The sequence below is a fragment of the Chroococcidiopsis sp. CCNUC1 genome, assembly GCF_023546805.1.
GTDB classification, from domain to species: domain Bacteria; phylum Cyanobacteriota; class Cyanobacteriia; order Cyanobacteriales; family Chroococcidiopsidaceae; genus Chroococcidiopsis; species Chroococcidiopsis thermalis.
Genome location: NZ_CP097480.1, coordinates 4,224,011 through 4,245,763, shown reverse-complemented (window position 1 = coordinate 4,245,763; position 21,753 = coordinate 4,224,011). Strand labels below are relative to the sequence as shown.

General features: G+C 39.6%; 7 protein-coding genes. 5 read left to right on the top strand and 2 right to left on the bottom strand.

Annotated elements, in window-relative coordinates:
• Positions 1-116: 116 nt before the first annotated feature.
• Together M5J74_RS19590 and M5J74_RS19585 are read right to left on the bottom strand one after the other, a co-directional pair.
• Complete coding sequence (locus tag M5J74_RS19590) at positions 117-1,088, bottom strand: iron-siderophore ABC transporter substrate-binding protein (protein WP_106165776.1); 972 nt, start codon at positions 1,086-1,088, stop codon at positions 117-119.
• A gap of 96 nt (positions 1,089-1,184) precedes the next feature.
• A complete protein-coding gene (locus M5J74_RS19585) occupies positions 1,185-3,857 on the bottom strand; it encodes a TonB-dependent siderophore receptor (RefSeq protein ID WP_250012842.1) in 2,673 nt (890 codons plus the stop codon).
• Between the two features lie 631 nt (positions 3,858-4,488).
• Between M5J74_RS19585 and M5J74_RS19580 the strand changes: the two genes are divergently transcribed.
• From M5J74_RS19580 to M5J74_RS19560, 5 genes are read left to right on the top strand one after another with little or no spacing between them, the layout of a single operon-like run.
• A complete protein-coding gene (locus M5J74_RS19580) occupies positions 4,489-9,798 on the top strand; it encodes an amino acid adenylation domain-containing protein (protein ID WP_371933977.1) in 5,310 nt (1,769 codons plus the stop codon).
• 17 nt (positions 9,799-9,815) lie between these two features.
• Positions 9,816-14,387 carry a type I polyketide synthase gene (locus tag M5J74_RS19575; protein WP_250012839.1) on the top strand — a complete coding sequence of 1,524 codons (4,572 nt, stop codon included), beginning with the start codon at positions 9,816-9,818 and terminating at the stop codon, positions 14,385-14,387.
• A gap of 47 nt (positions 14,388-14,434) precedes the next feature.
• Complete coding sequence (locus M5J74_RS19570; RefSeq protein ID WP_015155701.1) at positions 14,435-15,523, top strand: LLM class flavin-dependent oxidoreductase; 1,089 nt, start codon at positions 14,435-14,437, stop codon at positions 15,521-15,523.
• 6 nt (positions 15,524-15,529) lie between these two features.
• On the top strand, positions 15,530-17,080 hold the full coding sequence (locus M5J74_RS19565; RefSeq protein WP_015155702.1) for a condensation domain-containing protein: 1,551 nt from the start codon (positions 15,530-15,532) through the stop codon (positions 17,078-17,080).
• A 53-nt stretch (positions 17,081-17,133) separates the two neighbouring features.
• Positions 17,134-21,747 (top strand): non-ribosomal peptide synthetase, encoded by a 4,614-nt coding sequence (locus M5J74_RS19560; protein WP_250012833.1) that lies wholly within the window; start codon positions 17,134-17,136, stop codon positions 21,745-21,747.
• Positions 21,748-21,753: the final 6 nt, after the last annotated feature.

Below are 21,753 nucleotides of genomic sequence, written 5' to 3'. Positions count from 1 at the left end.
TGGAACTAAGTAAACCTTAATAATTAACAATCTTTTCCAAGTAATTTACTGAGATAAATAAATTTATTACAATCTTTCATTGGTTTTGGGGTATTGTACTTTCACGAAGAGTATGACTAAACCAGATATTTAAACAAATCATCAAGTAGCTTATTGACTCCAAAAAATCCGAATGTCCACCATCTATCTATTTGGACTGCATACACTTGATTATTTTTTGCTGCTTTGAGTGTAGTTAAAAGAGGATTATGAAAAAAATCCTGGAGCAATTGCTGATTATCATTCATGACAAATAAAACATCAGCATCATACTTGTTTAATAGCTCGATACTTGCTACTAAAGTCCCTTCTTTTTGATTTGCTAGCGTAGGTATAAGTTTGATACCAATGTCTTGGAAAACTTGATTATAAGTTTCATTATCTGAATATGTAGCGATGAGACTTCCTTCAAAAAGATTAATCACTGATACTTCTATATCTTTGAGACGCTCGCCTATTAAATTTTGTAACTTTTTGACTCGTTCGTAGTATTGAGCGATGACTTGTTCTGCCTTTTCACTCTCACCTAACACTTGAGCAATAAAGCGAAGATTTTCTTTAAAAGAATAATTCAGACCTGGTAAATCTACAATAACTGTAGGTGCGATCGCTGATAATTGTTTGTAGGCGCTTTTCTGGTATTCACGCATCAAAATTAAATCGGGTTTGAGCATGAGGACTCTTTCCAAATTAGGCTGATTTCCCACACCTACTATTTCGATCCCAGCCGCTTCATCATTGGTTACACCACGGAATAAAAAGTCGTATTCTGGAAAAAAACTTACTGTACCAATTGGTTTGATACCCAGAGATAGCACGGGATCTAACAGACCAATATCATTTAATACAATTATTCGCTGTGGCTTGATAGGAATTCTTGTTTCACCCAAAGCGTGTTTGACTACTTTTGTAGCTACTGGTAATTGAGAAGTGGGTGAAGTCCTATCACCTTGAAGTTGCTGTGGGAACAAATACTTATGACTTACCCAAAGTAAAACAATAGTAACAATCCCTAGCAAAAGCAATTTGATGGGACTCTTGATTTTCATACTGTATTCTCCACCTTCACGCCACTTACTCAGCAATAGAAAGCCACTACGCAGCTATAAGTATGGCAACAAACGTAGTGGCTCCTATAATGTTGACTAAAATTCAATCGAAAGTGTCCCTACCACCGTGAACGGTGCGCCGGGAATAACTGTGTTTCTGCCAAAGTTAAATGACTCAATATACCTGACACCAAAGATGTTTTCAAAATTAATTGCGGCTCTCCAGTTATCACGCTTGTAATAAATTGTAGCATCAGTTCGCAGATAACTAGGTAATGTGAAAGTATCATCAGATGTGAGGGTAGGAATGTCACCACCTACTCTATCTGAAAGGTAATATAGTCCCAAGCCAAAACCTAAACCTTCCAAATCACCTCGGAGCAATTGATAAGTTGTCCATAGGCTTGCTTTGTGTTCGGGTACTTTGGGGACTCTAGAACCCACTATAGGAGCATCAGGAGAATCACTACTTTCTGTGATTTCAGCATCGGTATAACCGTAAGCAGCGATGATATTCCATCCAGGCAAAATTTCACCAGTTACATCTAGTTCAATTCCTCGGCTTCTCTGCTCTCCAATAGGAATGCTAAAACCATCAGGGTCATTTGGATCGGGTGTAGCAATATTTGTTTTAGTAATTTGATAAGCTGCTAAAGTCGCTGCAAATTTTTCATTAAAATCTGCTTTGATCCCCACTTCATACTGAGTTCCGCGCTCAGGTGGCAAAAACGTAGAATCAGCACGTTGGGCAGAATTCGGGGCAAACGAGCGACTATAACTGGCATAAAGTGAAATGGGTTCAATTGGCTGGTAAACAACACCAATTCGAGGGCTGAACGCTTCGTCATACTGAAGAGTACGAGTATCTGAAAGGCGATCGAACACGTCTTGATCGAGAATGTCAAAACGACCACCCAGCAGTAACTTGAAATTGTTTGAAAGTGCTATCTGATCTTGTAAATAAATACCTAGTGTATCAACCTTATCCTTACCATCTCGAACTACATCGGTGAGTTCAGAAAGCGCAGGTCTAGGAATAACGTTGTAAACTGGGTCGAAAATATTTATAGATGGAGTTAGCCCTTCAGGTAGTCGGCTCTGTGAACCATTGCTCTTTTGCCGAGCGAGTTCAAGCCCAAACAAGAGTGTGTGTTCGATTGAACCCGTCGCAAACTCACCAACAAGATCCGTTTGAAGCAAGTAGGCTTCACGGTAATCATCATTGGAACGGAAGTTGCGTGTTAATTCGCCAGTTTCTTCGTCCACTTCTAGAGGCTGGGCGCGGTAATCAGCAGTATCTTGTGAAGTGTAGCGAAAGGCATTGCGGAGGGTTAAGTTGTCATTGAAGCGATGTTCTAGGCGATAACCAATATTTACCTCTTGTGTTGTACGTTCATCTCCTGGTTCGCCCAAGAATCTACTATAGGGAATGTCAGCAATTCCTTGACCAAAAGCAACTATGCCCTGGTCAAATGTGCGCTCGTCGTTGACATAACTAACATTAAACAATATGTTAGTGCGATCGCCCAGTTTAAACTCAAACACTGGTCCGACAAAGAATCGCTCACTATTGACAAAATCCCTGAAGCTACCAGCATTCTCATAAGCAGCATTCAGTCTATACAGTAATATTTCATCTCGATCGTCGAGAGGTCCAGATAAATCAATAGCAGAACGGTAGTAATCGAAGTTGCCTGCTGAGAAATCAGCCGAATAATAAGGGATATTCAGAGGTTTTTTCGTAACTAAATTAATGATTCCTCCTGGTTCAGCATTTCCATATAATACAGAAGCTGGACCTTTAACAACTTCTATCTGCTCAATATCGGCAAGTTCTCGCAATGCAAAGCCGACCTCTCTTAAACCATCACGAAAAGTAGAATTAAAATCAAAACCTCTAATATTTACATTGTCATTTGTTCCACCAAAAGTATCGCCTTCTACAACACCACTAACGTTACGAATTGCGTCTGTGAGCCGAATGACTTGTTGGTCTTCTAGAACTTGTCTTGGGATTACCTGAATTGACTGGGGAATGTCACGAATTGGGGTATCGGTTCTAGTAGCCCCTGATGCTTCTGGCACACGATATGTATCTTGTTCACCTCTTACAACTATCTCAATAGGTTCTTCATCTTCAGGTGTCTTAGCTGTGGATTCTTCTGAAGGAGCCTCACTAGAACGTTGTTCTGCTGGTGGTGTCTGACTAGCGGATGTAGTTGGTGTCACCCCAAAAATTAAACTTTCATTATCATCAAACAACTCTACAGTTGGCGCACTTGCTTCACCTGTCACAGTTACCCGAACTGTATTCGCATCTAAGTTTGTTACGGAAACTGCTGTAATTCCTGTAAATGGTTTTTCTTGAGTGAATGCGTTACCAGTCGATAGACGCAATTGAGCATTGGGAATATCTACAATAAAATTATTCCCCTCACTTTTGTTGAGAGGTTTCAACTGTTCGCTTTGAGGTGATTCTAAAATTATCTCAAGTTGCTTATCGAGTTGCTTGAGTTTGACTCCGGTAACTTGTACAACTTCCGTTGCTTGAGCTAGCTTTTGAATATTTTTGCCGCTGTGTTGTGATGTCTTTCTTGCCAGTCTATGAGGTTGAGTTTTAGTTTTTTTATAAGTCGCATTTCGATCGGTAAAAGTTGTTTCTTGCTGCTTTTTAGAATGTTGTAGTTCTTGACTTAAAGCGGGAGTTGCTAACAATAAAGCAAATGAGCCTGTAAATATTAAGCTTTTAAGCAACAGCACTAGTTTCATTTATTTCCTCACACATGGTTAAAAAGCTGTTAACACCCTGATGCAGATGCTTATTAAAATTTATTAGCACCAGTCCTATTCAGATTAGATTATTAGTTTATCAAAAATTAGTTAACATATACATATTTTTGCATAGTTATGTCAATTAGCTAAGATTAAGTTATTGTACTTACGTAGCTCCCATGTCAATTGTGTAAAAAGTTACTAAGTAGGAATGCAAAATTCCTGCCTTAATGATTTTAGAGCAATATCGATCGTTTTGATGGTTTTTTTCTAGTGATGGCTATGCTCAGGGAAAGCAGGCTTGTAACAAAAATAACTATACAGCATCTATCTAAAGAATGAAACTTTTCTAAAAATCCGAGGTGTTTAGGATCGGAATCTCACAAATTTTAGTGAAAAGAAAAATTAAAAGAGAATTATTCGCGTTAATGTGATATACATGAATGTTGAGAATAAATTGCAAGACTGCGTGTAAGGTTCTTATTTATGGATTCTGACGATCGCTAAACTCACCCTTGACCGAGACTGTGCGCGAATTTGGATTTGGTCAAGAAGTCTACAAATCGCTAGTACAGTTTCAGCTACACCACTTATGACAGTTACACTCCAAGATTAAGCGTGCATCTCAATGTCTGAACAAAACAATATTCAAAGCTGTAATGCTATTGAAAGCATGAGCAAATTTTCGACTATTGTTGAACTTTTGCGTTATAGAAGCAATATACAGGGCGAACAACTTAGTTACACATTCTTAGCAGATGGGGAAACCCAAAGCGATCGCCTCCTTTATCAAGATCTAGATAGATGTAGTCGGGCGATCGCCTCTCAACTCCAAAGCTTAGGTTTAAGTGGAGAGCGTGCTTTACTGCTTTATTCACCAGGTTTAGAGTATCTTGCCGCCTTTTTCGGGTGTTTGTATGCTGGGGTTGTAGCAGTTCCAGCTTATCCACCACGCAACCAACGTAATACCCCCAGAATTTTAGCAATTTTAGAAGATGCACAAGCAGCGATAATTCTGACCACCACAGCCATTTTGCCGCAATTGCAATCTTTGTTTGTCGACAAAATCAATAATATTCACTGGCTAGCTACTGATAACCTCGCTCCTGGTATAGAAGAAGCTTGGCAAGAGCCTTTTATTAATATAGATACATTAGCCTTTCTGCAATATACATCTGGTTCTACTGGTACGCCCAAAGGTGTAATACTCAGTCATGGCAACCTACTTCACAATGCTGAGGTAACGCGCCAGTATATGGAACATACCTCTAGTAGTAAGTTTGTGAGTTGGCTGCCTGTTTATCATGACATGGGTTTGATTGGTGGCGTACTACAACCTTTATATGGTGGTTTTCCTTGTATTATGATGCCGCCAGCAGCTTTTCTCCAACGTCCTTATCGTTGGTTACAAGCAATTTCTCGTTATGGAGGAACCACCAGTGGCGCGCCTAACTTTGCTTACGAGCTTTGTATTGAAAAAATTACGCCCGAACAACGCTCAACCTTAGATTTAAGCAATTGGAGTGTAGCTTTCAATGGTGCTGAACCCATTCGTCAAGAGACTCTAGAGAAGTTTGCAGCCACCTTCGCTGAATGCGGTTTTCGTCCAGAAGCTTTTTATCCTTGCTATGGCATGGCAGAAGCCACTTTAATGGTATCTGGGAGCGTCAAAGCTGCGTTGGTAAGTAGCATATTTCTGCAAAAAAACGTTTTAGAACATAACCGTCTGACTCATGCGGTTGCTAACACAGAGAATTCAATACAATTAGTCGGATGTGGTCGAGTTGTACCACAACAAGAGGTTGTAATTGCCAATCCAGAAACCTTAACTCTGTGCGATCCCGACCAAGTTGGGGAAATTTGGGTTGCAGGTCCTAGTATTGGTCATGGTTACTGGAACCGACTAGAGGAAACTGAACAAACCTTCCACGCTTATCTACAAGACACGGGACAAGGACCATTTTTACGGACTGGGGATTTAGGCTTTCTGCACAATGGCGAACTCTTTATTACAGGTAGAGCTAAAGATTTAATTATCATCAGAGGGCGTAATCTCTACCCACAAGATATTGAGTTAACCGCAGAACGCAGCCATAAAACATTACGAGCAGGAAGTGTTGCAGCTTTCGCTGTAGAGGTAGAAAAAGAAGAACGATTGGTAGTTGTACAAGAATTAGAGTTTCGTGCCAAACCTAATATAGATGAAGTGACAGATGCTCTTCGCCAAGCAATCACAGAAGAACATGAAGTAGAAGTTTATGCAGTTGTTTTAATCAAAGCCGGCACTATTCCCAAAACTTCTAGCGGTAAAATCCAACGTCGAGCTACCAAAGCAGGATTTTTAGCAGGTACATTAGAGGTTGTTGGTAGTAGTATTCTGGAAATTACCCAGACAACAGAACTAGAAGAAGTTCTGACAGACAAAGAATTACTAACACTAGAACCAAAACAACAACAACAATTATTAAACTTCTATTTACAAAAGCTGGTAGCGCAGGTACTAAGAGTAAAACCTTCGCAAATAAATCTAGAGCAACCTTTAAGTAGTTTGGGTCTAGACTCCTTAAAAGTTTTCGAGTTAAAAAACCGGATTGAGGTTGATTTTGGCGTAACTCTATCTGTAGCTAACTTCTTTGATGGTGCTGGTATTAGTGAGCTAATAATCCAAATATTAGATAAAGTTAACAACAACCTCACTAGTGAATACTTGCCTATCTCTAAAGTAGAGACAACCATTAACCAACATCCACTTACCTTTACTCAACAGCAGTTGTGGTTTATCAATCAACTGCAACCTGGAACAGCTACATATAACATTCCCGTAGCTATTCATCTGACAGGAGAGTTGAATGTTCCTGCATTAGTCCGTAGTCTCAACGAAATTATTCAAAGACACGACATCTTACGAACCAGCTTTGAGTTAGTGAATGGTGAACCTATCCAAAAAGTTGCACCTATAGCCCCATTCACTTTACCAGAAGTTGATTTGTGTCATTTGTCTGATGAACAAAAACAGGCTGAAGTACAAAAGCTATCTTTGCAAGAGGCTCAGTCATCTTTTGATTTAGGACAAGCACCTTTGTTGCGGGCAAAACTGCTGCACTTGCAAACAGAATCGATATTACTCATAAATCTGCATCATTTGGTTGGTGATGGTTGGTCAATCAAGGTACTAGTTCAAGAATTATCTACAATTTATCAAACTTTTGCTAATGACAAAATATGTCAACTACCTCAGCTTCCTGTACAATATACAGATTTTGTGTATTGGCAACGAAATTGCTTGCAAGATGAAGTTATAGAAAAGCATTTAGTTTATTGGAAGCAGCATTTAGGTGGAATGCCTGTATTGCAATTACCGACCGACCGCCCCAGACCACCAATACAAACTTTTAAAGGAGCGCAGCAGAAGTTTGTATTGTCTCCACAGTTAACCCAAGCAATCAAACAGTTAAGCCAAAAAGAAGGTGTAACCTTATTCATGACCTTGCTAGCGGCTTTTCAAACATTGCTTTACCGCTATACAGGTCAGGAAGATATTCTTGTCGGCTCACCAATTGCTAACCGTACCCGTACTGAACTAGAACAGCTAATTGGGTGTTTTATTAATACTTTAATATTGCGTACCACTCTAGAAGGGAATCCCACATTTACAGAATTGTTGAGGCGAGTGCGAAAGGTAGCAGTTGAGGCTTATACTCATCAAGATTTACCTTTTGAGAAGTTAGTAGAAGCATTACAACCAAATCGGGATCTCAGCTATAACCCATTGTTCCAGGTGATGTTTGTGCTTCAAAATCCTGCTACAAACAGCATCTGGAAAACTGAGGAGATAGAGACGGGAACAGCCAAATTTGATGTCCTTCTATCAATGATTGAGAGCGAAGAAGGATTAACAGGAACGCTAGAATACAACACCGATTTATTTAATGCAGATACCATAGCTAGGATGGTTGGACATTTCCAAACCTTGCTAGAGGGTGTAGTTAGTGATTCCCAGCAGCGTATTGCTGAGTTACCAATATTGACACCTGCTGAACGTCAGACGCTACTAGTAAACTGGAACAGCACGCAGGTTGATTATCCTCAATACGCTTGCATTCATCATTTGTTTGAGGCGCAGGTAGAAAAAACACCAGATGCGATCGCGCTCATTTTTGCTAACCAACAACTTACCTATCGAGAGTTAAACAATCGAGCCAATCAACTAGCTCACTACCTACAAAATTTAGGGGTGAAACCAGAATCCTTAGTTGGGATCTGTATGGAACGCTCTATCGAAATGGTAGTTGGAATATTAGCAATTATGAAAGCAGGCGGTGCATATCTGCCGCTAGATCCTAACTATCCTCAAGAGCGTTTGGCATTCATGCTAGAAGATGCTCAATTATCATTATTGCTAGTGCAACTGCATCTAGTTAATGAACTACCAGCACACACAGCCAAAGTAGTAACTATAGATACTGATGGTGCAGCATTTGCTGACTACAGCCAAGCTAACCCTTTTATTAGCGTTCAGCTAGAAAATGCAGCTTACATAATTTATACTTCTGGTTCCACAGGAAAACCCAAAGGAGCAATTAATACTCATAAGGGTTTATGCAACCGCTTACTATGGATGCAAGATACTTACCAATTGGAAGAATGCGATCGCGTTTTACAAAAAACACCCTTTAGTTTTGATGTTTCTGTCTGGGAATTCTTCTGGACTCTATTTACTGGCGCAACTCTAGTCATAGCTAAACCCGGTGGACATCAAGATGCAAGCTATCTATTGCAACTCATTACCCAGCAGCAAATTACGACATTGCACTTTGTTCCTTCAATGCTGCAAGTGTTTTTAGAGGAACCAGAACTAGAAAATTGCCATAGTATTAAACGTGTAATTTGTAGTGGTGAAGCACTACCCTTTGAACTACAAAAACGCTTCTTTGAGCGTTTGGATGCAGAATTACACAATCTCTATGGTCCCACAGAAGCGGCAATTGATGTAACTTCTTGGAAATGTCAAAAAAACAGCAACGAGAAAATAGTTCCTATCGGTCGTCCTATCGCCAACATCCAGATATACATATTAGACAATTATTTGCAACCTGTTCCAGTTGGTATTCCTGGTGAGTTGCATATTGGTGGTGTAGGTTTAGCGCGGGGCTATCTGAATCGACCAGAATTGACTAATGAAAAGTTTATTTCTAGTCCGTTTGAACCAGAAAAACGCCTTTATAAAACAGGAGATTTAGCGCGTTACCGTTCTGATGGTAGTATTGAATACTCAGGCAGAATTGACTATCAAGTAAAAATTCGAGGTTTCCGTATTGAACTAGGAGAAATTGAAGAAGTCATAGCAGAATCTTTCAATGTGCGAGAAACGGTAGTTCTTGCCAAAGAAAACCGCCTGATTGCTTATGTAGTGCCTAAGGAAAAAATTACATTTTCTATCAATGAATTGAGGCATTTCCTCAAGAAAAAGCTGCCTGAATATATGCTTCCTTCTGTATTTGTAGTTTTAGAAGCATTACCTCTTACATCTAATGGCAAAGTAGACCGTCGTGCTTTACCTGCGCCAGATAAATTGCGTCCAGAATTAGCAAATAATTATCAAGCGCCTCAATCTGAAGTAGAAAAATTAATAGCTAAGGTTTGGAAACAGGCGCTACAGCTAGAAAGAGTAGGTGTTCATGATAATTTCTTTGACATTGGTGGGCATTCATTGTTAGTGGTGCAGGTTAGTAACCAACTTAGAGAAATCTTGAACTGGGATTTATCAGTTGTAGAAATTTTTCAAAATCCGACTATTAAGTCGCTGGCGGAACATTTAAGACAAAAATCATTAGCACAAAAAAATTTAGAGAAGACGCATGAAAGGGTAGGTAAACAAAGAGAAGCTTTGAACCAACGCAATCAAGTATTAATGAAACAACGGAAGAATCTTAAGTAATAAGGAAATTGTTAGTTATGGAAGGCATTGCCATTATTGGCTTGGCAGGGCGTTTCCCTGGAGCAAAAAATATTGCGGAGTTTTGGCAAAATTTATGTGATGGAGTTGAGGCAATTTCTCAATTTAGTGATGAAGAATTAATTGCTGCTGGAGTAGATCCATCATTACTCAAGGAGCGTAACTATATAAAAGCGGGTGCTGTATTAGAAGATATAGATTTATTTGATGCTGGGTTCTTTGGTGTTAATCCTAAAGAAGCTGAGATGACCGATCCGCAACATCGGTTGTTTTTAGAATGTGCTTGGGAAGCATTGGAAAATGCTGGCTATGATGCTCAAAGATGCGAAAGCCGAATTGGGGTTTATGCTGGTGCTAGTTTAAATAATTATTTAACTTTTAGTTTAAATAGCGATCGAATTGGTTCAGCGCATAGTTTCCAAAAGCTAATTGGAAATGATAAAGATTTTTTGTCTACTCGCGTTTCCTACAAGTTAAATCTGACTGGACCTAGTCTCACCATACAAACGGCTTGTTCGACTTCCTTAGTTGCAACTGCTTTAGCTTGCCAAAGCTTACTAAATTATCAATGCGATATGGCTTTGGCTGGTGGGGCTTCGATTCGTGTACCCCAAAAAACAGGGTATTTACATCAAGAAGGGGGTATATTATCACCTGATGGTCATTGTCGCGCCTTTGATGCCAAAGCAAGAGGGACAATTATTGGTAATGGCGTAGGAGTGGTGCTATTAAAGCGGTTATCAGAAGCGATCGCAGACGGCGATCGGATCTATGCTGTGATTAAAGGTAGCGCCATCAATAACGATGGTTCGCTTAAAGTCGGCTATACTGCACCCAGCGTCAACGGACAAGCAGAAGCGATCGCCGAAGCAATAGCCCTGGCTGACGTCGATCCTGAGACAATTACCTATATCGAAACTCACGGTACAGGAACCGCTTTAGGCGATCCCATCGAAATTTCTGCTTTGACAAATGCTTTTCGGGCAGAAACTGAGAAGAAAGGTTTTTGTGCGGTCGGTTCTGTCAAAACAAATATTGGACATTTAGACGCTGCTGCTGGGGTAACAGGTCTAATTAAAACCGCTTTGGCTTTACAACATAAGTTGATTCCTCCCAGTTTAAATTTTGAGCAGCCTAATCCAGAAATTGATTTTGCTAATAGTCCTTTCTACGTCAATAATCAGCTGACTGAATGGAATGCAACTTCTACACCACGTCGTGCAGGAGTGAGTTCTTTAGGTATCGGTGGGACGAATGCTCATGTCATTCTAGAAGAAGCCCCTTCTTTAAGAGAGCAGAGGAGCGCTTTAGCAGGGGAGCAGGGGAGAAATTATCAGTTGTTAGTACTTTCGGCTAAAACTGATTCGGCTCTGGAAACTGCTACTAATAATTTGGTTCAACACCTCAGACAGCATCCTGAGTTGAATCTGGCAGATGTAGCTTACACATTGCAAGTAGGGCGTGGCGTATTTAATTATCGCCGTGCGGTGGTTTGTCAAAGTACCCAAGAAGCCATAACCGCATTAGAAACTATAGATCCTCAACAAGTATTAACTCACTTTGAGGAACCAATCCAACGCTCTATTACTTTCATGTTCCCCGGACAGGGCGCTCAGTATGTGGAGATGGGTAAAGAACTTTACCAGACTGAGCCTACATTCCGTGAACTAGTAGATCGTTGTAGTTTGCTACTTGAACCGCATTTAGGTTTAGATTTGCGATCGCTTATTTATCCACAAGAGTCTGAAAAACAACCAGCAGCAGAACAACTCAAGCAGACGCAGTTTGCACAACCAGCATTGTTTGTAATTGAGTATGCCTTGGCTCAACTGTGGATGTCTTGGGGTATTTCTCCACAAGCAATGATTGGTCACAGTATTGGGGAATATGTAGCCGCTTGTCTTGCTGGTGTGATGAGTTTGGAAGATGCATTAACGTTGGTTGCTGTGCGTGGGCGGCTGATGCAGCAAATGGCTACGGGTGCAATGCTGTCTGTTTCCGCATCAGCAGCAGAAGTTAAAACTTTCCTCAACGAAGATTTAGCTCTAGCTGCTAATAATGCACCTTCCTTGTGCGTGGTTTCTGGAAGTTATGACGCAGTAAACAAGATTGCAGAAAAGCTAACAGCAAAGGGTATAGAGTGTCGCCGTTTGCATACCTCTCATGCTTTTCACTCTCACATGATGGAACCGATGTTAGAACCATTCATGGCGGAACTGAAAAAAGTCAACTTCAATCCTCCCGAAATTAGGTTTATTTCTAATTTGACGGGTACTTGGATTACAGCAGATCGAGCAATATCTCCAGATTATTGGGCGCAGCATTTACGTCAAACAGTACAGTTTTCATCGGGTTTATCAGTATTGTTGGAGGAAAGCGATCGCATTCTCCTAGAAGTAGGTCCAGGGCGTACTTTGTGTACTCTCGTCAAACAACACGCCCAAAAAGCAGGCGGACAAGTTGTATTACCTTCCTTACGTCATCCCCAAGAAGAAAAATCAGATATTAATTTCCTACTCAACATTTTAGGGCGGTTGTGGTTAGCAGAAGTTGAGATAAATTGGTCTGTTTTTTACGATCGCGAGCAGCGTTATCGAGTATCTTTACCGACTTATCCCTTTGAACGCCAGCGTTACTGGATTGAACCAGAAATACCAACTCAAGTATCTGCTAAAGGTGAGAGCAAGCAAGGTAAAAAGCCTAATATTAGTAACTGGTTTTATGTTCCTTCTTGGAAACGAGTTCCCCTCGTCAAAACAAAAGAGATTAGCTCTGATTGTTCTTTAGTTTTTATAGATGAATATGGCTTAGGTTCAGAACTTGTTCAACAACTACAACAACTTGGACAGAATGTAATTACCGTTAAGGGAGGAAAAGAATTTAATCAACTTGATAGCAATACATACGCTATCAATCCATCTCAAGCGGATGATTATCTCAACTTGCTGCGACAGTTACGAGAACAGGGTAAAACTCCTAAGACAATTACCCATTTGTGGAGTCTTCACCAATCGCAAACTTTATCTTGGGAAACAACTCAAAATTTAGGTTTCTATAGTCTTGTTTATTTAGCACAAGCCATTGGACAACAGCAGATAAGCGATCCAATTCAAATTTTAGTTATTGCTAATCATCTGCACGATATAACAGGAAATGAAGAATTATTTCCTGAAAAAACAACCATATTGGGTGCTTGTAAAGTAATTCCTCAAGAATATCCCAATATCAGTTGTCGTCTGGTTGATATTTTACTGCCCACATCAACAAGCGAAAATATTCTAGAACAGTTATTGGCAGAATTAACAGCAGAATTAGAAGAATCGATAATTGCCTACCGCAATAATTACCGTTGGGTACAAACATTTGAGCCTGTTACATTAGAACCTACTACCGAAGATAATATTCGTTTGCGGCAACAAGGAGTCTATCTAATCACAGGTGGGATGGGAGGTATTGGTTTAGTTTTAGCTGAATATCTGGCTAAAACTGTACAAGCCAAACTGATTTTATTAGGGCGTTCTCTCCCATCCGATCGCGAAAAAATCAAACAATTAGAAGCATTAGGTACAGAAGCATTGGTACTGGCTGCTGATGTGACGAATGAGGAACAGATGCACAGTGCGATCGCACAATCTTTAGAACGCTTTGGTACAATTCACGGTGTCATTCATACTGCGGGTGTTGCTGGCGCTGGGATGGTTCAACTCAAAACACCAGAAATTGCTGAAAGAGTTTTTGCACCCAAAGTTCAAGGAACAATAACTCTAAATAATGTACTCAAAAACATCAATTTAGACTTCTTAGTTCTTTGTTCATCCTTAAGTTCAATACAAGGAGGATTTGGACAGGTAGATTATTGTGCTGCAAATACTTTCTTAGATACCTTTGCTCATTGGAATACAACAACAAATAACAGCTTTACAGTTGCGATTAACTGGGACGCTTGGCAACAAGTTGGGATGGCAGTTAATACTAATGTTCCTGATGAAATTAAAAACTGGCGTGAAGAAAGTTTAAAGAATGCTATCTTGCCATCAGAAGGGGTAGAAGCTTTTAGCCGCATCTTAGCAAACTCGCTACCTCAAGTTATAGTTTCCACCCAAGATTTACTAGCAGGAATTGAGCAACTTAACCAATCAGTTTTATCTTTATCCTTTGCTAAAAAGTCTGTCAACTCTTGCCAAGTATCTGCCAGCAGGCATTCACGTACTCTGCAAGAAAATACCTATGTAGCTCCTCGTAACGAAATTGAACAAACTGTTGCCAATATCTGGGAAGAACTCATCGGTATTGAAAAAGTAGGGATTTACGATAACTTTTTTGAATTAGGTGGACATTCTTTACTAGCAGTCCAAACTATTTCCCGCCTTAGAGAAGCGTTTCAAGTCGAATTACCATTGCGTACCCTCCTTTTTGATGCGCCAACAGTTAGCGAATTAGCTAATGTCATTGCCCTGAAACAACCACAATCAGAAGAACTTGATGAAATCGCAAAATTATTAGCAGAAGTAGAAAACTTATCGATTGAAGAACTCCAAAAACAACTAGCCCAAGAATCACCAGTTAGTTAAATCAACTTTAATTTTGTATGTCCTTCTTTGCGCCCCTGCCATAATATATGGAATTCAGCATACTCTACTTTTCAGGCGACGGCTCAACAACTGAATCAGATAAATATCAACTGTTATTAGAAACAGCTAAACTCGCTGATAAACATGGATTTTCAGCAGTATGGACTCCCGAACGCCATTTTCATCCTTTCGGGGGTTTGTATCCAAATCCCTCGGTGATTAGTGCCGCCTTAGCAATGGTGACAGAGAAAATTCAACTCAGATCGGGTAGTATTGTAATGCCATTACAACATCCTGTCAGAGTAGCTGAAGAATGGGCAGTCGTTGATAACTTATCTGGTGGTAGAGTTGGACTTTCTTTTGCACCAGGTTGGCACGCCGATGATTTTTTATTACGACCAGAAAATTACACTGAACGTAAAGAAGTTATGTGGCGTGACATTGAGATTATGCAGAAACTTTGGCAGGGGGAAGAAATTGAATTTGTTAATGGTTCAGGCAATAAAGTTCAGATAAAAACATTTCCCTGCCCTATACAATCGCAAGTACCAATTTGGATTACTTGTCAAGCTGACGCTACATTTATTGGCGCGGCTAAGATAGGGGCTAATGTTTTAACTTCTTTGTTGTATGCCACCATTGATGATTTAGCTCAACAAATCTCTCTTTATCGTCGGACTTTGGCTCAACATGGTCACGATCCAAAAAGTTACAAAGTGTCTCTGATGATGCACACCTATATAGGAGATAATGAACAATTAGTTAAGCAACAAGTAAAGCAACCTTTTTGCAATTATCTCAAAACCCATTTTGGCTTAGTTGAGAACTTAGCTAAACGCATCAATTTTCAATTCAATCCCGAGAATTTTACAGAAGAAGACCGAAAACAGCTTTTAGAATTTGCTTTTGAGAGATATTTCCAACAAGGTAGAGTTTTAATTGGTACGCCAGAAAGTTGCCGTCAAACAATCGCACGTCTTCAAGAGATAGGAGTGGATGAAATAGCTTGTCTCGTTGATTTTGGTCTAGATTTTCAGACAGTGATGGCAAGCTTGAATAAATTAACAGATTTTAAGCAAAACTATCAGCTAAGAAAAGACACAAGTAAATATTCGAGTCTCAGCTTATTTGGGTGATTAATTGTGAAAGATATAAATGCAAGAATTGCCGCATTATCTCCAGAACAACGAGCATTGTTTGAAATGCGGCTTAAACAGAAGGGTTTAAATTCTGCCACAATTCAGTCAATATCTAAAAGAAAAGATACTAATTCATTGCCCTTGTCTTTTAACCAGCAAATGCTCTGGTTTCTTCACCAATTAGCCCCCCAAAGCCCTGTTTACAATATTCCTGTTGCTATTTTATTAGAGGGTCAACTGAATGTAAAAGCACTGGAGCAAAGCCTTAATCAAATCCGACAACGGCATGAAGTTTTGCAAACGTGTTTTCAGATGGTAGAGGGGCAACCTATGCAAGAGAGAGTTGCCGATTTAACCTTAGAGATGCCTGTCATTGATTTACAAGAATTTGCTGAAAGTAAACAGCAAGAATTGGTGCAAAAATTAGCAAAACAGGAAGCTCAATGTCCTTTCGATATATCGCGGGAACCATTGCTAAGAGTCAAGCTATTGCGGTTGCGTGAGACTAAATATGTAATGTTATTTACAATGCACCATATTGTTTCTGATGCTTGGTCTCGTGGCGTAATTATTCGAGAATTAGCGGCTTTGTATAAAGCTATTTGTTCTAATCAGCCGTCTCCCCTAGCGGAATTACCTATTCAATACGCAGACTTCGCTGCATGGCAAAGGGAATGGTTACAGGGAGAGGTTTTAGAGTCTCAGCTTTCTTATTGGAAAAAGCAACTGGAGGGTAAACTTCCGGTAATTAACTTACCTACAGATAAACCTAGAACAGACGTGCAGACTTTTCAGGGTGCAAGGCGATCGCTCATCTTACCAGAATCTTTAACTAAAGAGCTAAAGTCTTTTAGTCAACAGCAAGAAGTAACACTATTTACGACATTATTAGCTGGATTTTATATATTAATTAATTGGTATACACAACAAGAAGATATTCTTGTTGGTACAGATGTTGCGAATCGTACCTGGGCTGAAACTGAGGTATTAATTGGCTTTTTTATTAACCAATTAGTGCTAAGAACAAAGGTATCAGATAACTCTAATTTTCAAGAATTTCTTATGCAGGTGCGAGAAGTAACATTAGGTGCTTACTCTCATCAATCTCTGCCTTTTAGTAAGTTAGTAGAAGTTATCAATCCCGCTCGCGATCTCAGCCGTAACCCAATATTTCAAGTTAAGTTTGTCCTGCAAAATACCCCGATGCCGCCTTTGGAAATTGCGGGTTTGACTATCACTGTTTTGGATGATGTTGATAATGGTACTGTTCCTCTTGATTTGTTGTTAGACATGATAGAAACAGACAAAGGAATGGCGGCTATGTTGAGATACAATACAGACCTGTTTAATGTAAATAGTATTGATAATATGTTAAAAAATCTCGTGCAGGTTTTAACTACTATAATTCAAAACCCAACCTCTACAATATTAGAAATAAAAAATAATTTAACTTCTTTTAATCGTAAACAGACTGAGTCTCACAAAAATCAGCGTAAAGCATCTGAATATCAGAGCTTAAAAAAAATTAAAAGAAAAGAAGTATTTTTACAATAAATATAAACTAACGCTATTACACCTAAAACCTTCTGAATAACATTGTAAGAAAGATGCAAACACAAATACATGGATTTAGACTTTCGCCACAACAACGGCGTTTGTGGTTATTACAAAAGGACTCTTCTGTTTACCAGTCATATTGTGCAATCCTTTTAGAAGGGAATTTAAATCAAGAAATTTTAAAAGCAGCCTTACATCAAGTCGTCAATAGACATGAAATTTTGCGAACAAACTTCCACACTTACAATGGAGTCATGAAAATTCCCGTTCAGGTAATTAGCGATCGCGTTAATAATATATCGCTTTCTGAACATTATTTTCCGCAACAAGAAACTTTAGAAAATAGATTGGAACAGCTATTGCAATCTTTATGTCAAAAGAATTTTGATTGTGAGCAAGAATCACTTTTACACGCTGACTTAGTGATTATATCGCCAAAAAAACACATATTGTTGATTAGTTTACCTGCTCTGTGTGCTGATTTAGAATCATTAAATATTTTAGTTGTTGAGCTTGGTAGATGTTATAGTGCTTGTTTATCTGGGGAGGAAATTGCTGAAGAACCGATGCAATATGCCGAAATTGCTGAATGGCAGAATGAGGTTTTAGAGTCAGAAGAAGCAGAAATAAATGGTGGAAAACAGTTAAACATAAATAGTATTTTTAATTTAAAACTACCTTATTCAAATCAGCAAACAAGAGATTTATATTTTAATCCTCAATATTACAGTAAAGAAATCCAGCCCAATTTGGTGGCTCAGATAGATGCGATCGCCCAAAAATTAAATATTACTACCTATGTATTTTTCTTAACTTGCTGGCAAATATTACTTTGGCGTTTAACTCAAAATACCGACTTAATTATCGGCACTGCTAGTAATGGTCGTAACTACGAGGAATTGCAATATTCTCTAGGAATATTAAGTAAATATTTACCTTTATATTGCCAATTTGAAGAAGAACATGAATTTATAAATTTATTATCAGAGGTAAAAGAAGCTACAGAAGACCTATTTGAATTACATGGTAGGTTTGCCTGGGAGAAAAATATAGAGTTAGATCCAGAAAGTTTATTCTTCCCATTTTGCTTTGAATTTACTTCTGCTGTAGCCAAGCAATATGCTGGTGATATCTGCTTTTCAATATATCAACAGTATGCTTGTATTGACAGATTTCACCTCAAATTATCTTGTGTCCGTCAAGATGATGTTATAAAGCTTGAATTTTTCTATGATGCCAATGTCTACACTTTAGAAGCTATTAAGCGTTTAGCAAGTCAATTCGAGACACTGTTAACGAGTGTAATTGAGAATCCCCAAGGAGCGATCGCTAGCTTTGACATCCTCAGTTCCCAAGAACGCACTCAACTTTTAGTTGACAACAACACGAAAACCGTTGCTCCTCAATACCAATGTATACATCACTGGTTTGAGTCGCAGTGCGATCGCACACCAAACTATGTTGCAGTAGTGTATGACAACCAGCAACTAACTTACAGTGAACTAAACGCACGCGCCAATCAGTTAGCTCATCACCTACAACAGATGGGTGTAGGCTCAGAAGTCATAGTAGGGATTTGCTTAGAGCGATCGCTAGAGATGGTAATTGGAGTGTTAGCAATTCTGAAAGCAGGTGGCGCTTACTTGCCATTAGATCCCAACCATCCCAAAGAACGGTTAGCTTTTATTTTAGAAGAAACCTCTGCACCCATACTCTTAACTCAACAACACCTGCTCCCAGTTCTTCCTGCTCACAATGCTAAAGTACTCTGCTTAGACTGTGATTGGGAAAAAATTGAGCAGCAAAATATATTTAACCCGACTAGCCAGACCATTTCTGACAACCTAGCCTATATTATTTATACCTCCGGCTCCACTGGTAAACCAAAAGGAACGCTCATTCCCCATCGAGGACTAGTTAATTATCTTACTTGGTGTACCCAAGCCTATGCAGTCCAAGAAGGCAAAGGAACTGTAGTTCACTCTTCTCTAGCCTTCGATCTCACTATTACTAGTCTATCCCCCTTATTAGTAGGACGTTGCATAGAACTCCTCCCAGAAGACCAAAGCATCGAGTCTTTACGCAATGCCTTATCTCAAGGCTCAAACTATAGCTTAGTAAAAATTACACCTGCTCATTTGCAATTACTCTCACACCAATTATCACCTTCACAAGCAAATGGTCGCACCAGAGCCTTTATCATCGGTGGTGAAAACCTTCTAGCACAAAGCGTTAGCTTCTGGCAAAAGTTTGCACCAGACACAATGCTAATTAATGAATATGGACCAACAGAGACGGTTGTGGGTTGCTGTATTTATCAAGTACCCCAGGGTGAAACACTCTCAGGCTCAATTCCTATTGGTCATCCCATCGCCAACACCCAACTGTACGTCCTCAATAAGTACTACCAGCCAGTACCCATAGGAGTTCCAGGTGAACTATATATTGGTGGCGCTGGTGTAGCGAGAGGATATTTAAATCGTCCTCAACTCACAGCAGAAAAATTTATTCCCAATCCCTTTAGTGACGAACCGGGTGCAAGGCTATATAAGACGGGTGATTTAGTTCGTTTTCGTTTAGACGGAAATTTAGAGTTTTTAGGAAGAATAGATAATCAAGTAAAAGTAAGAGGCTTTCGGATCGAATTAGGAGAAATAGAAGCATTACTGGTACAACACCCAGCCGTAGAGGAAGCAGTAGTCATAGTGCGCGAGGATACACCAGGCGACGAGCGTTTGGTAGCTTACGTTGTGCCTGATAGTCATGTAACTCCAGTCCCTAGCGAACTGCGGAGTTATCTAAAAGAGCAACTACCAGAATATATGCTGCCATCAGCGTTTATCCAGTTAGATGCTCTGCCATTAACAACTAATGGTAAAGTGGATCGTCAAGCTTTACCTGCACCGAACCAAGCAGATATTGCTCAATTAGGAAATATCTTTGTCGCTCCTCACACACCTGTTGAAGAAATGCTGGCTGGAGTTTGGGCGCAAATCCTCCGCTTACAGCAAGTTGGCATCCATGACAATTTCTTTGATTTAGGTGGACACTCTCTCATTGCTACTCAGGTAATCTCCCAAGTACGAAAAACGTTTGGGGTAGAACTAACGCTACACCATTTGTTTAAATTACCCACAGTAGCCGGACTTGCCAAACATATAGAAATTGCATTGAAGGCTGAACCACAATTAAATTCCGAACCTTCTCTAAAACGTGTTTCACGCGATGAAGAATTACCCTTGTCTTTTGCTCAACAAAGGCTGTGGTTTCTCCATCAATTAGATCCCAACTCAACAGCCTACAATGGTTCTAACTTGGTGCGACTGCAAGGAACACTAAATGTAGCTGCATTAGAAGACAGTATTAACGAGATCGTGCGGCGACATGAAGTTTTACGGACGTACTTTGCAGTTGTGGAAGGGCGACCAATTCAGAAAATTATTTCTGAGTTAAAAGTACCTTTACCAATTGTAAATTTACAGCATTTATCAGTAATTGAAAGAGAAAAAGAAGTACAAAGGCTAGAGGTAGAAAATGCCCAGCAGCCATTTGATTTGACACAAGCGCCATTGCTGCGGTTGGCGCTTTTGCGTCTCACCCAAGAAGAACACATCTTGTTAATAACAATGCACCATATTATCTCTGATGCTTGGTCAGCAGGAGTGTTTATCCGCGAGGTGACAGCACTTTACGAAGCCTTTTCAACTGGAAAACCTTCTTTGCTACCAGAGTTACCAATTCAATATGCTGATTATGCAGTATGGCAACAGCAATGGTTACAAGGAGAAAGGCTTGATACCCAATTAACCTACTGGAAGCAACAGTTAGAGAACGCTAAAACAATTCTAGAATTACCAACAGATAAACCCCGCACCCAACTACAAACTTCTTTAGGAAAAAAACACTCGTTCACTCTATCTGCAACACTAACTGACAAGCTCAAATCTCTCAGTCAGCAAGAAGGTGTAACTTTATTTATGACTCTGCTGGCAGCTTTCAATACTTTGCTATACCACTATACAAAGCAAGAAGATATTCTTGTAGGTTCTCCTATTGCTAACCGTAACCGTAGTGAATTAGAGGGGTTAATTGGCTTTTTTATCAACACTCTAGTATTACGTACTAATCTCTCTTTTTCTCATAACCCCAGCTTTCAAGAGTTATTGCAACAGGTAAGAAAAACAGCTTTAGGAGCTTATGCACATCAAGAGTTACCTTTCGATAAGTTAGTAGCAGAACTACAACCACAGCGTAATTTAAATCATTCACCACTATTTCAAGTATGGTTTGTTTTGCAAAATGCTCCTAAATCCAACCTTGAAATGAAAGGGCTAAATCTCAGCCTTTTAGAAAGTGAAAGTGGCACTGTTCGCCATGAATTAAAGCTACAATTCACACAAACACCAGAAGGGCTAGAAGGTTTTTTTGAGTATAAAACAGATTTATTTCATGCAACTACTATTACTCGCATGGCAGTTGTTTTAGAAACACTACTAACAACCGTTGTGGAACAACCTGAGATGTTACTTGACCAGCTAGTACAACTAATGCAGGAAACAGAAAAACAACAGCAACTTATTCACAATCAAGAACTACAACAAGCTCGGGTTCAGAAGTTGGGCAAAATTGGGCGCAAGGCGATTACTGGCAAAATTGAATCATAATTAAAC